Source organism: Larkinella harenae (genome assembly GCF_054780515.1).
This window is the reverse complement of the sequence record NZ_BAAGWE010000001.1, coordinates 1,254,567-1,271,886: the sequence shown is the minus strand read 5'-3', so window position 1 is coordinate 1,271,886 and position 17,320 is coordinate 1,254,567. Positions and strand designations below refer to the sequence as shown.

The 17,320-nt window shown below is 53.1% G+C and carries 15 protein-coding genes; 7 read left to right on the top strand and 8 right to left on the bottom strand.

Annotation, left to right across the window (positions count from 1 at the left end; genetic code table 11):
* The first annotated feature begins 1 nt into the window (after nucleotide 1).
* Nucleotides 2–862 (top strand): sugar phosphate isomerase/epimerase family protein, encoded by an 861-nt coding sequence (locus ACYVH9_RS05190; RefSeq protein ID WP_460635235.1) that lies wholly within the window; start codon nucleotides 2–4, stop codon nucleotides 860–862.
* Nucleotides 863–886: 24 nt separating this feature from the next.
* On the opposite strand, the gene ACYVH9_RS05185 is transcribed toward ACYVH9_RS05190, so the two are convergent.
* The 4 genes from ACYVH9_RS05185 to ACYVH9_RS05170 form a co-directional block, all read right to left on the bottom strand.
* Nucleotides 887–2,854: a hybrid sensor histidine kinase/response regulator transcription factor gene (locus ACYVH9_RS05185; RefSeq protein WP_460635234.1), complete on the bottom strand. Its 1,968-nt coding sequence runs from the start codon at nucleotides 2,852–2,854 to the stop codon at nucleotides 887–889.
* Nucleotides 2,855–2,987: 133 nt separating this feature from the next.
* Nucleotides 2,988–3,389 (bottom strand): hypothetical protein, encoded by a 402-nt coding sequence (locus tag ACYVH9_RS05180; RefSeq protein WP_460635233.1) that lies wholly within the window; start codon nucleotides 3,387–3,389, stop codon nucleotides 2,988–2,990.
* A gap of 186 nt (nucleotides 3,390–3,575) precedes the next feature.
* Nucleotides 3,576–4,457, bottom strand: coding sequence for a hydroxypyruvate isomerase family protein (locus ACYVH9_RS05175; protein ID WP_460635232.1), 882 nt, complete (start codon nucleotides 4,455–4,457; stop codon nucleotides 3,576–3,578).
* 85 nt (nucleotides 4,458–4,542) lie between these two features.
* A complete protein-coding gene (locus ACYVH9_RS05170; protein ID WP_460635231.1) occupies nucleotides 4,543–5,262 on the bottom strand; it encodes a 3-keto-disaccharide hydrolase in 720 nt (239 codons plus the stop codon).
* Nucleotides 5,263–5,438: 176 nt separating this feature from the next.
* On the opposite strand from ACYVH9_RS05170, the gene ACYVH9_RS05165 reads away from it, so the two are divergent.
* The 3 genes from ACYVH9_RS05165 to ACYVH9_RS05155 are packed head-to-tail and all read left to right on the top strand — an operon-like array spanning nucleotide 5,439 to nucleotide 7,734.
* The gene (locus ACYVH9_RS05165; protein WP_460635230.1) at nucleotides 5,439–5,993 is read left to right on the top strand and encodes a GNAT family N-acetyltransferase; all 555 of its coding nucleotides are present in this window, start codon (nucleotides 5,439–5,441) and stop codon (nucleotides 5,991–5,993) included.
* The gene (locus ACYVH9_RS05160) at nucleotides 5,990–6,925 is read left to right on the top strand and encodes a hypothetical protein (protein ID WP_460635229.1); all 936 of its coding nucleotides are present in this window, start codon (nucleotides 5,990–5,992) and stop codon (nucleotides 6,923–6,925) included. Before ACYVH9_RS05165 ends, ACYVH9_RS05160 begins: the two co-directional genes overlap by 4 nt.
* Nucleotides 6,922–7,734, top strand: coding sequence for a hypothetical protein (locus tag ACYVH9_RS05155; protein ID WP_460635228.1), 813 nt, complete (start codon nucleotides 6,922–6,924; stop codon nucleotides 7,732–7,734). The genes ACYVH9_RS05160 and ACYVH9_RS05155 overlap by 4 nt, the downstream gene beginning before the upstream one ends.
* Nucleotides 7,735–7,786: 52 nt before the next feature.
* On the opposite strand, the gene ACYVH9_RS05150 is transcribed toward ACYVH9_RS05155, so the two are convergent.
* Nucleotides 7,787–8,293 (bottom strand): hypothetical protein, encoded by a 507-nt coding sequence (locus ACYVH9_RS05150; RefSeq protein ID WP_460635227.1) that lies wholly within the window; start codon nucleotides 8,291–8,293, stop codon nucleotides 7,787–7,789.
* Between the two features lie 161 nt (nucleotides 8,294–8,454).
* Nucleotides 8,455–9,228 (bottom strand): SDR family oxidoreductase, encoded by a 774-nt coding sequence (locus tag ACYVH9_RS05145; protein ID WP_460635226.1) that lies wholly within the window; start codon nucleotides 9,226–9,228, stop codon nucleotides 8,455–8,457.
* Between the two features lie 227 nt (nucleotides 9,229–9,455).
* Here ACYVH9_RS05145 and ACYVH9_RS05140 point away from each other — a divergent pair, with 227 nt between their 5' ends.
* The 3 genes from ACYVH9_RS05140 (at nucleotide 9,456) to ACYVH9_RS05130 (ending at nucleotide 13,362) form a co-directional block, all read left to right on the top strand.
* Complete coding sequence (locus tag ACYVH9_RS05140) at nucleotides 9,456–10,334, top strand: c-type cytochrome (protein WP_460635225.1); 879 nt, start codon at nucleotides 9,456–9,458, stop codon at nucleotides 10,332–10,334.
* 31 nt (nucleotides 10,335–10,365) lie between these two features.
* On the top strand, nucleotides 10,366–11,664 hold the full coding sequence (locus ACYVH9_RS05135; RefSeq protein WP_460635224.1) for a hypothetical protein: 1,299 nt from the start codon (nucleotides 10,366–10,368) through the stop codon (nucleotides 11,662–11,664).
* Between the two features lie 306 nt (nucleotides 11,665–11,970).
* On the top strand, nucleotides 11,971–13,362 hold the full coding sequence (locus ACYVH9_RS05130) for a hypothetical protein (RefSeq protein ID WP_460635223.1): 1,392 nt from the start codon (nucleotides 11,971–11,973) through the stop codon (nucleotides 13,360–13,362).
* Nucleotides 13,363–13,455: 93 nt separating this feature from the next.
* On the opposite strand, the gene ACYVH9_RS05125 is transcribed toward ACYVH9_RS05130, so the two are convergent.
* Nucleotides 13,456–15,456 carry an FAD-dependent oxidoreductase gene (locus ACYVH9_RS05125; protein ID WP_460635222.1) on the bottom strand — a complete coding sequence of 667 codons (2,001 nt, stop codon included), beginning with the start codon at nucleotides 15,454–15,456 and terminating at the stop codon, nucleotides 13,456–13,458.
* Nucleotides 15,457–15,543: 87 nt separating this feature from the next.
* Nucleotides 15,544–17,301, bottom strand: a complete 1,758-nt coding sequence (locus ACYVH9_RS05120) for an FAD-dependent oxidoreductase (RefSeq protein ID WP_460635221.1) — start codon at nucleotides 17,299–17,301, stop codon at nucleotides 15,544–15,546.
* Between the last annotated feature and the right edge of the window lie 19 nt (nucleotides 17,302–17,320).

The window sequence follows — 17,320 nt, the reverse complement described above, 5'->3', positions numbered from 1 at the left end:
CATGAAGAACCTGAAAAGCGTCCTGTTTTTATTGCTGTGTGTGCTGGCTTCGGGCAGTTTGCTGGCGCAACGGAAACCCCAAAAAAACGTCCCCAAAGATTGGAAACTGGGCGTTGCTCTGTACACCTTCCACCCGTCTCCTTTCCCGGAACAACTTGCCAAAGCCGACAGCGCTGGTTTGAAATTTGTTGAAGGCTACACGTTCGGAAAAGCCGGGGCTGAACTCGGCGATTCGCTGGTTATGAACCTGTCGCCCGCAGGCATTAGCAAGCTCAACCAACTCATCCGCAACCGGGGGCTATTGATGGAATCCATTTACCTGACCGGTGGAAATACGATTGACAAATGGGTCAGCGAATTCAAACTGGCCAAGCAACTGAACGTCAAGTACGTCACTGCTGAGCCACCCGTCAATCTCTGGGATAGCGTGGATAGTCTGGCGGGCGTATACGGTATCAAAGTGGCCCTGCATAACCATTGGCAAGGCGTAAGCGCCTACTGGCACCCGGACTCGGTGCTGGCCGCCCTCAAAAACCATCCGAATTTCCGGGTGTGTGCCGATATCGGTCACTGGCCCAAAAGCGGCATCAATCCGGTCGAAGGCCTGAAAAAACTGGAAGGCCATCTGATTGCACTCCACCTGAAAGACATTGCCGCCTACAACGATCCCAAGCTTACGGATGTGCGGGTAGGCACGGGCGTGATTGATTTCCCGGCCGTCTTTCGGGAATTGCAGCGGCAACGGTTTTCCGGTCATATCATCATTGAGCGGGATACGAAAGAAAAACCCAGCAACCTGCCTTCGGTGATTCAAACCGTCCGGTATTACAACGAGCAGTTGGGCCTTACGCCAGGCCGATAGAAAACCGTCCGGAAGTACGTTTTTCTATCGTTTGTTGCGGTAGGAAGTCGGCGTTTGGTGGTAGAATTCGCGGAAAACCTTCGTGAAATACGACGGACTTTCGAAGCCCACCATGTAGGCAGTTTCGGCGGCACTGTGCCCCAGCCGCAATAGATCGATGGCCTTGCGCAACCGGTATTGCCGGATCAGCTCGACGGGCGACAAGTGGGTCAGGTTATGCACTTTCAGGTACAATGCCTTCCGACTCATGGCCAGTTCGTCGGCCAGCCATTCCACACTCAGCGTCGGGTTATCGAGGTGTTCTTCAATCAGCGTATACAATTTGCGCAGAAACTCATCGCCAACGCTCAACAAGGGCGTCGTGCTGTCGGGCTGGGCAAGTTGCTGGCGGTAATACTCCCGCAACCGTTGTTGGTGACTCAGGAGATTGCGCAACCGCAGCCGCAGCTCCCCAACGTGAAACGGTTTGGTCAGGTAGTCGTTGGCACCCAGCGTCAGCCCCCGCAACCGGTGCGTTTCTTCCGCACTCGACGACAGCAGAATAATGGCAATGTGATCGGTGGCGGGGTCGGCTTTTAACCGCTCGATCAGGCCGTGGCCATCTAGCCGTGGTACCATCAGGTCAGTAATGACAATCGCTGGAAGTTCTTCTTTTGCCAATACCCAGCCATCGTATCCATTGCCAGTCGACCGAACGCGGTAGGTCTTGGCCAGCTCGGCCACCATAAACTCCCGCAACTCGGGGTTGTCTTCAACCACCAGCACCAGCGGGGGCGATTCGGCCAGATCAGCAGCATTGCTATCCGCAGAATCACCGGTTCGCGCGGGCAGATCAATAACAAGTGAAGGACCTTCCACCGCCGAAGCGCCCTCTTCATACCTCGTGCGCTGAAGCGGAAATTCAAGAATAAAAACCGTCCCTGTTTCGCCCGGCCCTCCTTCGATCTGGCTTTCCACGCGCACATGTCCGCCCAGCCGAAGGGTCAGCTCCCGAACCAGTGCCAGGCTAATGCCGGTGGTGTCATTGGCGCGGATACGCTGATTATCACCCTGATAATACCGATCAAATACATGAGGCAGTTTGTGGGCCGTGATGCCAATTCCACTATCGCGCACCGTCAGGCGGGCCCCGGTATCGGTTTGATGCAGCGCTACTTTAACGGCCCCCGAGGGAGTAAACCGAATGGCGTTGGTCAGCAGCACAAAAAGAATGGTTTCCCACTTGCCCGCATCGAAGCGGTAGCTACCGGTAGACAAATTCGTTTCGTAACTTAGCGCAAGGTTTTTCAGTTCGGCAGAGGGGCGGAAAAGCTCCACGAGTTGCCCCACAAATTCGGGCAGGTTGCCCACCTGTTCCACGAGTTCCACCTGCCGGGCTTCCAGTTGATCGATCGCCATCAACTGGTTCAGCAGTTGCAGAATTTGCCGGGCGTTCCGCCGAACCGTCACCAGCGATTGTTGCAGATGCTCGGGTAGGTCGTCGGTTTCCAGCAACTGATCGACCGGGGAGATAATCAATGACAGCGGTGCCCGTAATTCGTGGGAGATGTTAGTAAAAAACCGTGTTTTCATCACGTCCACCGCTTTCAGCTCCTGCGCTTCCCGCAGCTGCTGCGCGTACCGCCGGCCTTTTTCAATCGTGGCTTCGAGGTCTTCAAAATCAATCGGCTTGGTCAGAAAATCGAAAGCCCCCCGATTCATGGCCGTTCGGACGGAAGTCATATCGCCATAAGCCGTCAGGACGACTGTCGGCATGCTACGGTTTACCTGCGAAATCCGGTCCAGCAGCGTCAGGCCATCCATGCCGGGCATGTTCAGGTCCGTTACGACCAAATCTATGTCAGATTGTTCCTCCAGCCGTTCCAGCGCCCGTTCACCATTCTGAGCGAACACAAATTCATATAAACCGTTCTGAATGGCTTTCCGAAAACGCTGTCGTACCAGCGTTTCCAGATCGGCTTCATCATCTACCAGCAGTATTTTAGTCTTCATCAGATCGTAGGGCTAGAAAACGAAAGATACGGAAGATTAGTCCTCTAAACCGTTTCGTTCAGGATAAAAGAAGGCCAGCCCCGGCGGAGCCAGCCTTTTGGGTTGAAACCCCGGCCCGAAATTACACAAGCAACTAGTTGAAGGCAATGAGTCGGGGCGATTCGGTTGGTTTTTGCGTGAGCAATGTCAGTCCCCGCGAGATTTTCTCCAGCCCGTTGCTGATTTCAACCTGGTAGACGCCATCGGGCAGCGAACTCACATCCATGCGCAACCGAACGGAGCTCTGGCGTTTGCCCACTTGCTGAACAAAATAGTTGGTCCCGGCGCTATTTTTCAACTTAACTACGACACTGGCTCCCAGCTCTTTATTGATGGCAACCTGGACTTTTCCGTCGATGGTCAGATACATAACACTTTGAAAGTTAGCCACTTTTTCAGGTCGGCCAATGGGCTGGCTGGCTTCGGCCTGAGCAACCGAGAAACTTATGGCAATCAACGTAAAGGCAACGATCAGGGATTTTAGGGACGTTTTCATGGCGGATGGAAGTTTAGCGTTTGGATCCGTTTTGGATGATTCAAAGGTCCGCATCATTCGCCCGAAAGGCTGTCACAAATGAGTCAATCTCTAGCGCTTTTGGGAAATCGCCCGGAGAATAGTTGTATTGGGCATAAAAAAAGCTTCCCAAGGTTATGGGAAGCTTTCCTACGAGTTTGTAAACCGCTATACATCACAAATCTGGATGCTTTCCCGTAATGACGTCAGTGGATCGCGCTTGGGGATAAACTCTTGGGCAACAAAGCCTTTGTAACCGGTATCGACAATAGCCTGCATGATGGCCGGATAATAAAGTTCCTGCCCGTTGTCGATCTCATTGCGGCCCGGATTTCCGCCCGTGTGATAATGGCCAAAATACGGGTGGTCGCGCCGGATGGTCCGGATGATGTCACCTTCCATGATCTGCATGTGGTAAATATCATAAAGCAACTTGAAGTTGTCGGACCCCACCCGCTTGCACAGTTCAACGCCCCAGGCCGATTTATCGCACATGTAATCCTTGTGATCCACCTTGCTGTTGAGCAGCTCCATGATCATCGTCACACCGTGTTTTTCGGCGCTGCTCATCAGGCGTTTCAGACCCACGGCGCAGTTTTCCAGTCCTTTTTCATCATCCATCCCGTGCCGGTTTCCCGAGAAACAGATGACGTTTTTCAAACCGGCCTCTTTCAGTTTGGGGAAAATGGCTTCGTAACTGGCCACCAGCTCATCGTGAAGTTTCGGATCGTTAAAACCTTCGTTGATGCCTTTGCCAGCGCCCTGCGCCATTGAGCAGGTCAGGCCGTATTTTTTGACCACGGGCCACTCGTTTGGTCCCAGCAGGTCAATGCCCGTCAGGCCAATTTCTTTAGCGGCTTTGGCGAAATCTTCCAGCGGAATTTTGCTGTAGCACCACTTACAGGCCGAGTGATTGATGCGGCCTTTCAGTGGTGGATAACCCGTTTGTTCGGTAGTTTCCATGTGAGCAGCAAGGGAGTCGATAACAGAAAAAGTCAGGGCCGTTCCGGCCAGGGTTTTGATCGCCGACCGGCGAGAGGAAGGTTTCATAGTGCTTTGAATGAGCGAATGAGTGGATGAGTAATGACCGCTCCGGGGGACGATCATTCCCGCATTCACTCATTCAAAATTGGTTTTATAGTTCCCGAATCCGGATGTTCCGGTACCAAACTTTATCCCCGTGATCCTGCAGAGCGATCCGACCGGTATCGTACTTATTAAAACCTTCCCAGCCTTTGAATTTGCTTTCGCTGATCATTTTATCCCACTCCGGACCGCTGGTTTTGTATTCCACCACTTTCTTGCCGTTCAACCAGTGTTCTACGGTGCCATTGTTGACCACCAGCCGGATTTTGTTCCATTCGCCCGCTACCTTTTGAGCCGACAGATCCGACGGAGGAAGCAGGTCGTACAGGGAACCAGAGGTACGGTTGTTGTTCACGCCTTTTTTGGCGTCTGGGTGCCGCTCATTGTCAAGAACCTGCATTTCAGGGCCGGTATTGTACGGAGCCCGGAATTTAGGATCTTCGTGAACCCGGTAAATGATTCCGCTGTTACCGCCTTCCGAAATTTTCCACTCCATCTCCAGTTCATAATTGGTATATTCCTTATCGGTCACCAGATCGCCACCACCACGGCTCGTCAGTACAATAGCTCCATCCTCCACCTTCCATTTGTCAGACACTGGCTGCCCAGGTTTCAGGTAGTTGTGCCACCCCGCCAGGGTCTTTCCGTCAAACAGTTTAACCCACTTTCCTTTTTTGGGTCCGGTTGCGTTGGATTGAACCAGATTTGCGACGTTAAGAACCAGAGCCAACAAGACCACTCGGGTCATTATGCTGAGCGAAACTTTCATAAAACTGTTTTTAAGTCAAGAATACTTTGCTGCACTATTACAACGGAACAATATTAGAAAACGGGGGCGGTTGCACCAACTTTTTTTTGGTAAAAAGCTTTTATCAAATGCGTTTATTACAAGATTGATAGAATTTTACATATGAACTGCTCCCAACACCTGCCACCTTTGCGGTTATGATAACCCGACTCCGAATCGACTGCGAAAACGGGATTACGCTGGCTCCGCCGGTCCTTGATGATGCCCGTTCCATTGTTCAGTTGGCCAATAATTACGCCATCTGGCGAAATCTGCGGGATGGCATGCCACATCCGTACACCCTAAACAACGCAATTCAGTTTATTGAATCCGTATCGCAAGGTGCTCACGGACTGGTTTTTGGGATTTACGTCGACGAGCAAATCGCGGGCATCAGCGGCATTGTTCCCCAAACCGATATTCACCGGCTATCGGGCGAAATTGGCTATTGGCTGGGCGAACCGTACTGGGGGCGGGGCATCGCCACGATTGCCATTCGGCACCTGATTCGGTATGCGTTTGCCAACACGGAGCTAATCCGGCTTTTTGCGGGGGTTATGCCCCACAATAAGGCGTCGATGCGCGTGCTGGAAAAGAACGGTTTTGGGCTGGACATTATTCAGCGGGCTGCGGTTTACAAAGAAGGCAAAGTGCTGGACGAATACCGCTACAGCCTAATTGATGAACAAAAAGTAACCGATCTGCCAGCATGACCATCGCGGAGAAAATATTGCAACGCATCAACCAACCCGCGCTGATCCGGATTCTGTCGGACGAGCTGACACCTTCGGAACTGAACTCGCTTTTACTCGAGGTTTTCGATCGGCAAACACAGCGGCTTTCTCCGGCGGATTTGTTGCGGCATTACCAGAAAAACCGTTTTGTCAAACCCGCTGATACCGATCTGATGAGCCTCCGGGCGCTGGAAACACAATTGCTGCACATCTTCCAGACCTTCCAGTTTACACCCGTCGAGTTGTCGCCGGTGGCCCCGCTGGGGTCATGTTCGGTGGTGGCACCGGCGGATCAGAAGAAAGTTTTGTCGGCCCTGCGCGGTACAGAAGTTTTGGCCGATGCCACCAATGCCCTGGCGCTGCATTGCGCGGATCTAAAAAAAACTGGGTGCTGGAAACCAGCCCAGCCTGCTGACCTCCTCCGGTTTAGCGCCATTCAGCGACACGTGCGGACACCCCAAATAGCGGTAGCGGGTCACAGCCAGCATTTCAAAATTGGCTGCCTGGTATCGTCCGGACGCGATACGGGCGGTTTTCAGTTTGAGTGTCAGAGCCTGGCCGAACACCTCGCGGTAATGACAGCCATCTTGCGGGATTCCCTGCAAATCAATACCTTGCGATTTAAACTGATTCAGCGAGGATCCGATAGCGGGCGACTATTGCAACAGGTCGGCCCTTACCTCACCCAACTGCGTACCGACTGGCACCTTGAAACCGAACCCGCCCCCGGCAAGGCAAACTCGTACTATAAGGGGTTGCAATACAAGGCGCTGATTACGGTAAAGGATCAGGAAGTTGAGATCGCCGACGGTGGGTTTGTTGACTGGACGCAGCAATTGTTGCAGAACCAAAAGGAACGGTTTTTAATCAGCGGGCTGGGCATTGAATGGTTGCACCGGTTACTGTCATGAACAAAGGTCGGGTTATATACGAAGACGAAGCGGAGGCTTATTTCCGGCTGGCGTACCCCAGTCCGGCCCTGGCGTCTTTTGTTGACTACTATTTTGAAATCCGCCAGCCTGCTTCTATAGTCAGCCCACTGTATTTAAACGCTTTACCCAATCTCTCCAGCCTGATCTGCGTCAGTCTTCACCCAACCAGCTGGTTGTCCATCAACCCGCAAACCGGCATTCTTAAAACCGTACAGGGCTCCCGGTTTTTGGGTAACCTGACCCAGTTGACCACCTCCATTTATCCCGGCGGAGCCCACGAGTTTTACATCAAGTTTAAGCCGGGCGTGCTGGCTCAGTTATACCATCTCACGAACCAGGACGTTGAAAATGCCAATACGGAATTGGCCGTTTTCATGCCGCCCCAGGTGCTGGAAGAACCGTTGCAAACCGCTCATTCATTCGCTGAGCGGATCGGTAAAGTAGAACCTATTCTGCTAGAACGCCTGGTGTATTTTGAGCAGAACTACCGGTTTAAGGTGGTACAAAGTGCCCTGGCACGGTTTGAAGCCAACCCCGGCCACTACCGCCATCTGGATCGGATTTGCCGCGAGCTGGGGGTCTCTTACCCGTCGTTACATCGTTATTTTACCGATGTACTGGGCTATTCACCAAAGTATTGCCAGAAAGTAATCCGATTCAAAAAAGCCCTGCAACGGTATCAGCAGCACGGCAGTCAGTATCCGTTCGAAGAGATGGGCTATACCGACTTCTCACATTTTCTGAAAGAATCCCGTCAGTTGACACTGCGACGGCCTTCGGAATTATAAAAAAACGGTCAACCGTTCCCGACTGACCGTTTTGATTAAGGTTCAACTTACTTTACGACTTGTCTTCTTTTTCGTTATCGTCATCGTCTCCGCTTCCGTAGCCCATATGGTGAGGGTCGTAGCCTTCTGAGGGTTTATCGCCTTCTTCCAGATACGTTGCGCCCTGCCGGTTAAACAAGGCTTCATCCGACGGGTTGTCGGGCAAGCCTTCCACACTGCTGGGCAGACCACTTTCCACGTTATCCGGGGCATTGGCGGCATCCTGCCGGTTTTGAGCAATGACGTTCGGGTCAACATCCCATTCCTGGAACGATCCGTGACTGTCCGGACGGGTTTCCCGCTCGTGGTTTCCGCGGAATTGCTCGGCATCACCAACCAGTTCGTTGGTAGTATCACTCTGATCGTTTGAATTCACTCTTCCTTGCCCGGTGCCAACACCTTCACTCGGTTTTCCGTAATCGGACGTACCGTGCTGGTAAGGATCATGAGAATAATATTTGTCATCCCGCGCCTGCGGGTCGAAACTTTCCTTGTTATCTTTTTCTTCGTTCGTTTCCATGGTAGATGGCGAGGGTTGTTTTGATACCATAACCAGGAAACGAGGTCGAGTGTTTTACGGTGTGCGGTTTTCCGTTTACGGTTTTTGCTGACTTTTGAAGATTATTTGCGTAGCTGCGATAAACCAACCGAAAACGGAAAATCGTATAACGACTGGCTCGCTTACCGCCCCATCCAGCCGCCATCGACGGTCAGAATGGTGCCCTGGACATAATTCGACGCCTGCGAAGCCAGGTAAACGATAGCCCCTTTCAGATCATCGGCTTCACCCCATCGCCCCGCCGGAATGCGCGCCAGAATGGCCGGATTCCGGTCAGCATCAGCCCGAAGCGCAGCGGTATTGTCGGTAGCAATATACCCCGGCGCAATGGCGTTAACGTTGATCCCTTTTGAAGCCCATTCGTTGGCCAGTGCTTTGGTCAGCGAACCGATAGCCCCTTTGCTGGCGGCATAGCCCGGCACCGTCACTCCACCCTGAAACGTCAGTAGCGAAGCGGTAAAAATAATTTTTCGGTTAAAATCAACCTCCCGATTCAGCATATCCCGGCCAATTTCCCGGCTCAGAACGAACTGCGAATTCAGATTTACATCCATGATTTCGTCCCAGTACTCGTCCGGATGCTCCGCAGCCGGTTTTCGGCGGATATTCCCGGCGTTGTTGACCAGAATATCAACGGGCGGACATTCATCCCGAACGGTTTCTACAAACGTATATATCGCAGCCCGGTCGGCAAAATTAACGGGAAACGGATAAAACTTGCGTCCCAGGGCCGTAACAGCCTGTTCTACCTCACTGCCCGGTTCGAGCGTTGCCGATACGCCAATGATGTCGGCACCCGCTTCGGCCAGCGCCAGGGCCATTGCTTTTCCAATACCACGTTTTGCCCCCGTAACGAGTGCGGTCTTCCCCTGAAGGGAAAAAAGATCAAGAATCATGAACGGTTTTATCGAATAGTTATCAGGAAACAAAGCGAAAAAAAGCCGCACTTTACCCGATGTACCCTCTTAAATCTACGCTTACCCGGTCGTTCAGCTCAAAATCCGTTTTGCGTACGTCTTCATCCGTTCGGCGTAGGCCGCTGCCACCCATTCTTTCGGACATTTGTCAAACCAAAGGCCAACAACAGGCCAGCGGCCAGATCAACACAACAAATACAAAGAACATGCTACGCAAAATCTTAAAATGGACCGGCATTGTACTGGGGTCGCTGATCGCCCTGCTGCTGATCGGCTATCTTTTCATCGCCAATAACATCGGCAACCGGGCCGACAAGCCCTACCAGTTTGCCGCCGAACACCTGGCGATTCCGACCGACAGCACGACCCTGAACCGGGGCCAACACCTGGCCATCATCAAAGGATGTACCGACTGCCACGGCGACAACCTGGGTGGTAAAATTATGATCGACGACCCGGCGCTCGGACGGCTAGTATCGTCGAACCTGACCGAAGGGAAAGGCGGCCTTGCTGCCGATTACACCACCGCCGATTGGGTAATGGCCCTGCGCCACGGAGTTGGCCGTGACGGAAAACCGTTGCTTTTTATGCCTTCGCACGAAACCACACTGCTTTCGGAGCAGGATATGGCGGCCATCATCGCGTATTGCCAGAGCGTTCCCGCAGTCAACAACGAATTACCAGACAACAAGCTCGGCCCCGTGGTAACAATTATGGCGTACCTGGACAAAATGCCGCTACTGGCCGTTGAAAAAATTGATCACAACCGCCCGATGGTTGCCAGGGTGGATTCGACCGAGGGCATCGCACAGGGAAAATATCTGGCGGTTTCGTGCAGCGGCTGTCACCGGCCCACGTTCAAAGGAGGTGATCCGGTAGCGCCCGGGTTCCCGCCCGTTCCTGATCTGACCCGCACCGGCAACCCCGGCAACTGGACCCAGCAACAGTTTATTACCACGCTCCGAACCGGCAAAACACCCAGCGGTCACCAGATCAACAACGACAACATGCCCTGGAAAATGACGGCTCAGTATACCGACCAGGAGCTGGCTTCCCTCTACCACTTTTTTCACTCCCTCAACTAATTACTACCACTGCGGTGGGTGTAGAAAAGCCATGAAAATTAGTCATACCGTGTTTGTAGTGCTGGCCGTGATTGGTTCGCTGGCGGGCTGCAAAAAGGACCCGGAGGTTGATCCGGTCGAGACAATGCCCCCGGTGCACGAAACCGGCCCAGGCACCGTTACGGAAGTGGGCCAGCCCGAGGGTATTCCCGTCAGCAAAACCATTGGCCCGGAGGGCGGCACCCTGGTCACAGCCGACGGGAAAGTACACCTGGTGATTCCGGCGGGTGCCGTTAGTCAGGCTACCATCATCACTATTCAGCCGATTACCAACCACTCACCCAATGGCATTGGCCAGGCCTTCCGGTTTTCGCCCGATGGATTACAGTTTAAAAAACCGGCTACGCTGACGTTTGAGTACACGAATGATGTGGTTTCGGCCAATGATAAGGATGGGTTGAAAATCGCTTATCAGGGTACTGATAAAATCTGGTATAATGTTCCGGGCGTGCAGGTCGATCCGCAACATAAGCGAATCAGCGTGCCGATGCCCCACTTCAGCGACTGGAGCGCCTACGAAATTGCGTACCTGGAAAGTTTCGAGATTTTAACAAATGACAAAAGGCATCGCAGTAATTATTTGCAATACGGAGAATCGTTGAATTTGTTCGTGTGGGAAATCGCTGGTGAGGTTGATGAGCCGCTTTATAAGGTGGCTATGGATAAAGTGGGGGATGTAAAATCAGTGAAGTGGTCTGTTGCCGGTGTAGGTGAAGTCAAAGCGAATCCGGAAACGTCACAAGCCGCAACGTACACGGCACCCAAACAGGGCACACTGCCGAAACAGGTGACCATCAGCGCCGAACTCACCTTCACCAGAAGCCCCAAAAAGCTAATTCTCCTGAAGACGATTTACATCAATGCCAATTTTGTTGAAATAACGTTTCAGAGCGAAACCCGTGTCTACACCGATGTCAGCCTGGATTCATCCAGCCCCGGCCTTTGGTACCTCACCGCCGGTAACCACGAAGACGATTACCTGAGCCTGGCCATTTATGGCAATGCCGCCGGAAAGTTTTCCTTTGGCAACCCCCTGAAATCCGAAACTGGCATTAGTGCAGGCCATTATAATCAGGGTAAATACGCCTACCGAACCCATTTCGCCTGCGTCGGCGATATTGAGCGGGGCATTCAGATCATGCCCGGTTCGGTGGTGGTTGAGGAATTTATCAAAGGCAAACTGGCCCGGGGCACCTTTTCCGGCAGCCTGATGAAAGATGATCCGGAGGTCGATTGTCCGACGGAATCCTATTCCATTACCGGTAGATTTTACCTGACGCCAGAAGACTGATTTCCAACCCATTGCTTCTCGCTGACAGGAAAAGCACCCGAATGCGGAGTATTGATAAAAAGTAGTACTGAAAGAGTAGCGTTCATAGACCCAAAAAGCGCACAGCGGTTGCCGTGCGCTTTTTTCTTGCAAAAACCGTCTCGCGTACTCGCAATCCGTTGCTCGTAGTTTAAAATCCACCCGGCGTAGGCAGCTTCCTCTTCCGTTTCGGACTTTTGTCGTACGCAAATCGAGTTGATTTTACCCAACGAATGCGCTGAAAAAAGATCAACCGGCGAATAATAGCACAACAAATACAATAACCTTATGAAAACACTTGGTAAAATGGCTTATCAAATGGCCATCGGCGGGCGAACGGGATTTTGTATACTCTTTCTGATGCTGGCCTGCCTGACAGCCTGCAAAAAAGAGCTACCTCTGACACCGACTGATCCAGGTAATCCAACTGTGCCTACACCCGAAAACCCCAGTATTGACCCGACAGGAAAAATCTGTCCGATTGGGCAGGCGACGGAAGAACCCGAAGTCAGTGTAATGCTCGGACCTGCTGGCGGTACCGTTGCTACCGAAGATGGCCGGATTCAGCTCATCATTCCGGCGGGTGCCCTGGTGCAGGAAGAAAACATTCGAATCCAATCCATCAGCAACACCAGCCCAGCGGGCAACGGTTTGGCTTTCCGGCTCGAACCGCATGGTACGACGTTTGCCAAACCGGTAAAACTGACCTTTGAATACACCGATTCGGATTTGAAAGGTACGGTTCCTGAAGCGCTTCAGGTTGCTTATCAGAACGAAAAAGGGATCTGGATGGCCATGCCCCACACTCAACTCAATACTCAACAAAAAACCGTTACGATCGAGACCACCCACTTCAGCGACTGGGCTTTGTTTTCGGAAGTCGTTCTAAGTCCCAGCCGCAAGGCGCTGCGTCCTGGTCAGAAACAGGATTTAAGTGCTGTGGCGGTTTTAATCTATGCCTATGATTTGGCGCCCCTCAACGACCGAATCAAGGAAGTTCCGCTGGTCGAGGTTCACGAAGCGCGGTCGGTTGAAGTCAGCAAATGGGAGGTGATCGGTGGAGGTCAGCTAGCCCCACTCAATCAGAACACCGCCGTTTATACGGCCCCAACGAGTATTCAAAAGCCCATCCTGGCTACGATTACGGCACAAGTCAAAAGCCAAGGGAATCCGAATCAATTTCTGTTGCTGGTTTCGACGCTGATGATCATGCCGGAGGGCATAACTTTTCGCATCGATAACGGTCCCTGGATTCACTGTGCCGGGACAGCTCAGCACCTCAATGGCCCGGGTCAGGGCATTTTTGTCAGTGGGGGCACTTCAGCAAGCCACGGAGGAGCAACTTACCGAATCAGCATCACAACCCTGCCTTTTTCAGGAACCCGATTTATCCCCTTTGTCTGGGCCAACACCCTGTTCTCGCTTTCCATCGGAGAACCCTCAACTCAACGGTATACAGAACACTATGCCCTGGGCCAGAACCTGGTACCCAGTCCGGGCAACATGCTGATCAGTTCGGTCAATTATTCAAACTCGTCAAATAGCCCGGTGCAGAGAAAAATTGAGACGGCGGGCGAATTCCATCTGGAAAAAGCTCAGTTATACCAACTCACGGATGCAAGAAATCCACTCCGGGGTACGCATCGAATCGACGGGTATTTCTGGTGTGGGAACCCGTAATCTTTGTAAACAGAAAGTACAGAAAGAGTAGTGTTCACAGATAAAAAAAGCGCACAGCGGTTGCCGTGCGCTTTTTTACTTGCAACGAAAAACTCAAAAGGCTGGCACGAATAGCACGGCATCGGCTACCGTCGGACCATCGGCTTGTTTGACCGCAATTTCGACGGATGCGGTTTTGCCTTTGGGCAAATCGTATTCACCCAGCGCCACCCACTCGCCGGAAGTCTGACCCACCACCACAATATCAGCCGGTTTGATCGGCACCACCTTGTTCTTCTTTCCGTCAGAAACCGTAACGCTTAACTCAGACGTACTTTTGGCCAGCCGCGGGAAGTAGGTGTAGATGCGGTATTTGCCCGCCTTGACCACATCCGGCGTAAACCGCACCGACGCAGCTTCGCCACTCTGCCCTTCGTGAATCAGGTACGACGGACCGTAACCGCCCTTGCTCTTGCTTTCCAGCCGCCACGGGCCGGTTGCCGCAGTCAGGTTTTTGTCCTCGTTATCAACCAGGATTTCGGGCGTGCTGCCGTCGGCCAACGGATCGGCTTTCAGTCGCTGTTGCAGTTTGGTCACATCAATTTTCTGCACGCTGGTTTTTGCGTCAATTGCCATCGCTGCCGCCAGGGCCGTTGACTGACCCAGCACCATGAAAACCGGTTCCATCCGAATTGACCCGTAGGCGATGTGCGTAGCCGACAGACAAACCGGCACCAGCAGGTTGCGGCATTCGACTTCTTTCGGAATCAGGGCGCGGTACGAAATCGGATACGGCCCGAAACCGCCCACTTCGACGTTTCCTTCGTTCTTCGCCATTTTTTTGCCATTTTTCTCCAGCACAATCCGCTGAATGTTGTGCGAATCCATCGTGTAAGCCGCCATACCGACGCCATCTTTCACTACTTCTTTGCCCTGGCAGTTGGCCTGCGTCATTACGTAATCGCCCACCATCCGGCGCGCTTCCCGAATGTACAACTGCGGTGACCAATGCCCGTTATCTGTGTATTCATCTTTTGGGTACCCCCACTTCAACATCTGCGTCCGCAACTCCTGCGGCACCCGCGAATCATGGCCGAAGAAATACAGCAACCCCTTGGTATACCGCTCATGGTCGCGGATAATCTGCGCCCGCTTCTCGTAACTCCCATCCGGGTACTCATAATTCATCCCGATCATATCCGTCGAAAAACCGTTCCGGTTGTTGATATCGGTTTTCTTGTTGGGCATGCCACTCCAGATGAAATAGTCGTTCAGTGTAAGCCGCTGGGGCTGGGCGTTGATCAGCCGGACGAGCAACTCGTAGTGTGTGGAGTCGTACCCTTCCGGGCGCGTGATGGGCACCTGATTGGCCGGGTCGGACGTTAGACAAATGCGGTAATTATAGGCTTGAGCTTTACCATCGCCTGTACCGTTGGGTTCCAGCTTTGCCGGGCTAACGCCCCACACCAGGCCCGATTCCGGCTGGCCCGGCGTTTTGTACGGATCAATGCCGTCGGGCAGTTGGTGGCCCGTCATCAGCTGCACCCCGCTCAGTGTTTCGTTGTACTTGGCGTTGTCTTCCCGCCCCACGATATACGATACGCCAGCCTTTGCCATCAGATCGCCCTCGTACGAACAGTCGATGAACATCTTGGCTCGAACGGTGCGTTTCGCCGACGGTTTTTCCGAATTCTCGAGCACAAGCTCCTGAATCTGCCCGCCGGTTTTCTTCACACTCGACAGCCGGTGCGAAAACAGCACATCCACTTTGCCCCGCTTCACATACTCATTAAAGAGATTTTCAGCGACGTGCGGCTCAAAAATCCATTGTTCAAATTTGCCGTAATGCTGGCCAATGCGCCGGTAGTAATCGCGGGCAATGCCGGTGATAGCGTATTTGTTACCGATATCGGTCAGCCCTAAACCGCCGGAGGTCATCCCGCCGAGGTGTTTGCCGGGTTCGATCAGCAGAACGGTTTTTCCCGCTTTTCGGGCGGTATAAGCCGCCATAACGCCCCCGGATGTGCCGCCGTACACGCAAATATCAACCTGCTGCTGGGCAACAGCGGAGGTAAGAAGGACTAGATTGAGAAACGTAATGAGTATGTATCGCATGTTATTGAAAAAGTTGTTGTACAGAGGTGATTAGAGAATTGCTCCGGTGAACCCTGCTATTCTCTGATTGGCTCTGCGATACTAATTTTATTTTTTCAAAGCCGCCAGTTGGTTCGCTTCAAAGTTTGGATCGGACACGGAAAGTCCCTTTTCATACACTAGAATCGCTTTTTGCTGAAGCAGTGCTTTCTGCAATTCCGGCACCGACAGCGCGTGCACAGACTGCGTTTTCTGCACACACAGAGCCGCAGCAGTTCCGGCGGCCTGGCCCAGCGCCATCCAGCACGGTTCCATCCGCAGCGTCGAGAAGCCAATATGCGTAGCCGATGCCGGAACCGGGGCCAGCAGGTTTTCCAGCGGAGAATCCGGCACAATCACCCCGAACGGAACCGTATACACCGCCGACGGGTAGCTCAGAAAACCGTCCAGGTGAATCCGTCCCGCTTCCCGTTTGCGCACGGCGTGCGAATCCAGCGCGTAATGACTGGCCGTAATACTGTCGGCGTGGAGTGGAGGGCGGCTGCCCGGCTTTACGGGCTGCGCATCCTGCGCCTTGAAAAGGTATTTTCCCTTCATCCGGCGCCCTTCCCGAACGTACAGCTGCCGGGGAAAATGACCGTTGTCCGTGTACTCGTCTTTGGCCCAGCCCCATTCCGAACATTCTTTCCGGAACCATTCGGGCAGTTCAGGATCGTTCTGTGCGAAATAGAACAGGCCTTCGGTGTATTCCCGCAGCCGCTGGGCAAAGCGGTCGCGCCATTCCCAGCCGGAAGTTGGATACGGCCAGTTTTCTTCCGGTAAATCAGTGGAAATAAAAGCGTGGTGCTGGTTGTTGCCGTCGTTTTTACCGTTGGGCAGCTTCACCATGTTTGTCAGCCAGGCAATGCCTTTGGGCATACCGGGAATTTCGGGGGGCAAACCGGCTTTGACTCGGCGCTCACTTTCCGCTTTTTGAGCGTCCGTGAGTTTGGACATTGCTACACCGGTGTAGTGCCCGGTTTTGACATCGTTGATCAGCGATACGTACTCTTCGCGGTTGTAACGCGCCGGTTTTGGAATTTTTACCCGAATTTTTGGATCCTTGGTCACGCACAACCGGTAGTTGTACGACTGCACAGCGTTGTCGCCCTGAAACGTCGATCCCGGCCCTTCGGGCCCCGCCCAGTATTTGTATACCCGACCGGCTCCGACTTCGTTGTACTCCGATTTGCCTTCCCGACCGAGAAAAAACGGCACACCCGCAGCCGCAATCAGGTCGCCTTCGTAGGTGGCATCGATAAAAAAACGTCCCTGATACGTTTCGGTCTTTTTCGTGTTCCGGTCGGTTACCTGAACGCTCCGAATCCGGTTAGCCTGAATCGTCAGGTTTTCGGGTTCGAAGTCAAACTGCCGCATGGTCAAAACCGTAACGTTCGGGCTATCCTTCAAGAAATCAGCAAAGATTTTGGCCGCTACCGCCGGTTCGAAATGATACCCGTCGGAACAATCTTTCACCTGCTGCGCGTCGGCCCCGTATTTTTGCACATAATGGGCTTTAATACGCTGCACAAATTCGAGGAACAGCCCACCAGTGGCGCCCCGCGTAGCAATATCGGTGGCACCCAGCCCGTTGGCAGGCAACCCGCCGATATGAGCCGTCCGCTCCAGAATGAGCGATCTTTTACCTAATCGGGAAGCCGCAACGGCCGCCATAATGCCGCCGGGCGTTCCGCCAATGATGACTAAATCGTATTCGTTTTCGGCCAGCGAAGCCGTTGTACCGGCGTGTAATTCGGCTAGGCCGGCGGTGAGGACCAGGCCACTCAGGCCGGAAACTTTCAGAAAGTGGCGTCGGGTTGTGGGCATGTTGCGTCAACGGGACTAA

What these genes read in the sequence shown, in the direction of transcription:
- ACYVH9_RS05155 (WP_460635228.1), top strand. Translation starts at nt 6,922, where the DNA reads ATGAACAAAGGTCGGGTTATATACGAAGACGAAGCGGAGGCTTATTTC.
- ACYVH9_RS05165 (WP_460635230.1), top strand. Translation starts at nt 5,439, where the DNA reads ATGATAACCCGACTCCGAATCGACTGCGAAAACGGGATTACGCTGGCT.
- ACYVH9_RS05170 (WP_460635231.1), bottom strand. Translation starts at nt 5,262, where the DNA reads ATGAAAGTTTCGCTCAGCATAATGACCCGAGTGGTCTTGTTGGCTCTG.
- ACYVH9_RS05135 (WP_460635224.1), top strand. Translation starts at nt 10,366, where the DNA reads ATGAAAATTAGTCATACCGTGTTTGTAGTGCTGGCCGTGATTGGTTCG.
- ACYVH9_RS05185 (WP_460635234.1), bottom strand. Translation starts at nt 2,854, where the DNA reads ATGAAGACTAAAATACTGCTGGTAGATGATGAAGCCGATCTGGAAACG.
- ACYVH9_RS05180 (WP_460635233.1), bottom strand. Translation starts at nt 3,389, where the DNA reads ATGAAAACGTCCCTAAAATCCCTGATCGTTGCCTTTACGTTGATTGCC.
- ACYVH9_RS05160 (WP_460635229.1), top strand. Translation starts at nt 5,990, where the DNA reads ATGACCATCGCGGAGAAAATATTGCAACGCATCAACCAACCCGCGCTG.
- ACYVH9_RS05130 (WP_460635223.1), top strand. Translation starts at nt 11,971, where the DNA reads ATGAAAACACTTGGTAAAATGGCTTATCAAATGGCCATCGGCGGGCGA.
- ACYVH9_RS05145 (WP_460635226.1), bottom strand. Translation starts at nt 9,228, where the DNA reads ATGATTCTTGATCTTTTTTCCCTTCAGGGGAAGACCGCACTCGTTACG.
- ACYVH9_RS05150 (WP_460635227.1), bottom strand. Translation starts at nt 8,293, where the DNA reads ATGGAAACGAACGAAGAAAAAGATAACAAGGAAAGTTTCGACCCGCAG.
- ACYVH9_RS05140 (WP_460635225.1), top strand. Translation starts at nt 9,456, where the DNA reads ATGCTACGCAAAATCTTAAAATGGACCGGCATTGTACTGGGGTCGCTG.
- ACYVH9_RS05190 (WP_460635235.1), top strand. Translation starts at nt 2, where the DNA reads ATGAAGAACCTGAAAAGCGTCCTGTTTTTATTGCTGTGTGTGCTGGCT.
- ACYVH9_RS05125 (WP_460635222.1), bottom strand. Translation starts at nt 15,456, where the DNA reads ATGCGATACATACTCATTACGTTTCTCAATCTAGTCCTTCTTACCTCC.
- ACYVH9_RS05175 (WP_460635232.1), bottom strand. Translation starts at nt 4,457, where the DNA reads ATGAAACCTTCCTCTCGCCGGTCGGCGATCAAAACCCTGGCCGGAACG.
- ACYVH9_RS05120 (WP_460635221.1), bottom strand. Translation starts at nt 17,301, where the DNA reads ATGCCCACAACCCGACGCCACTTTCTGAAAGTTTCCGGCCTGAGTGGC.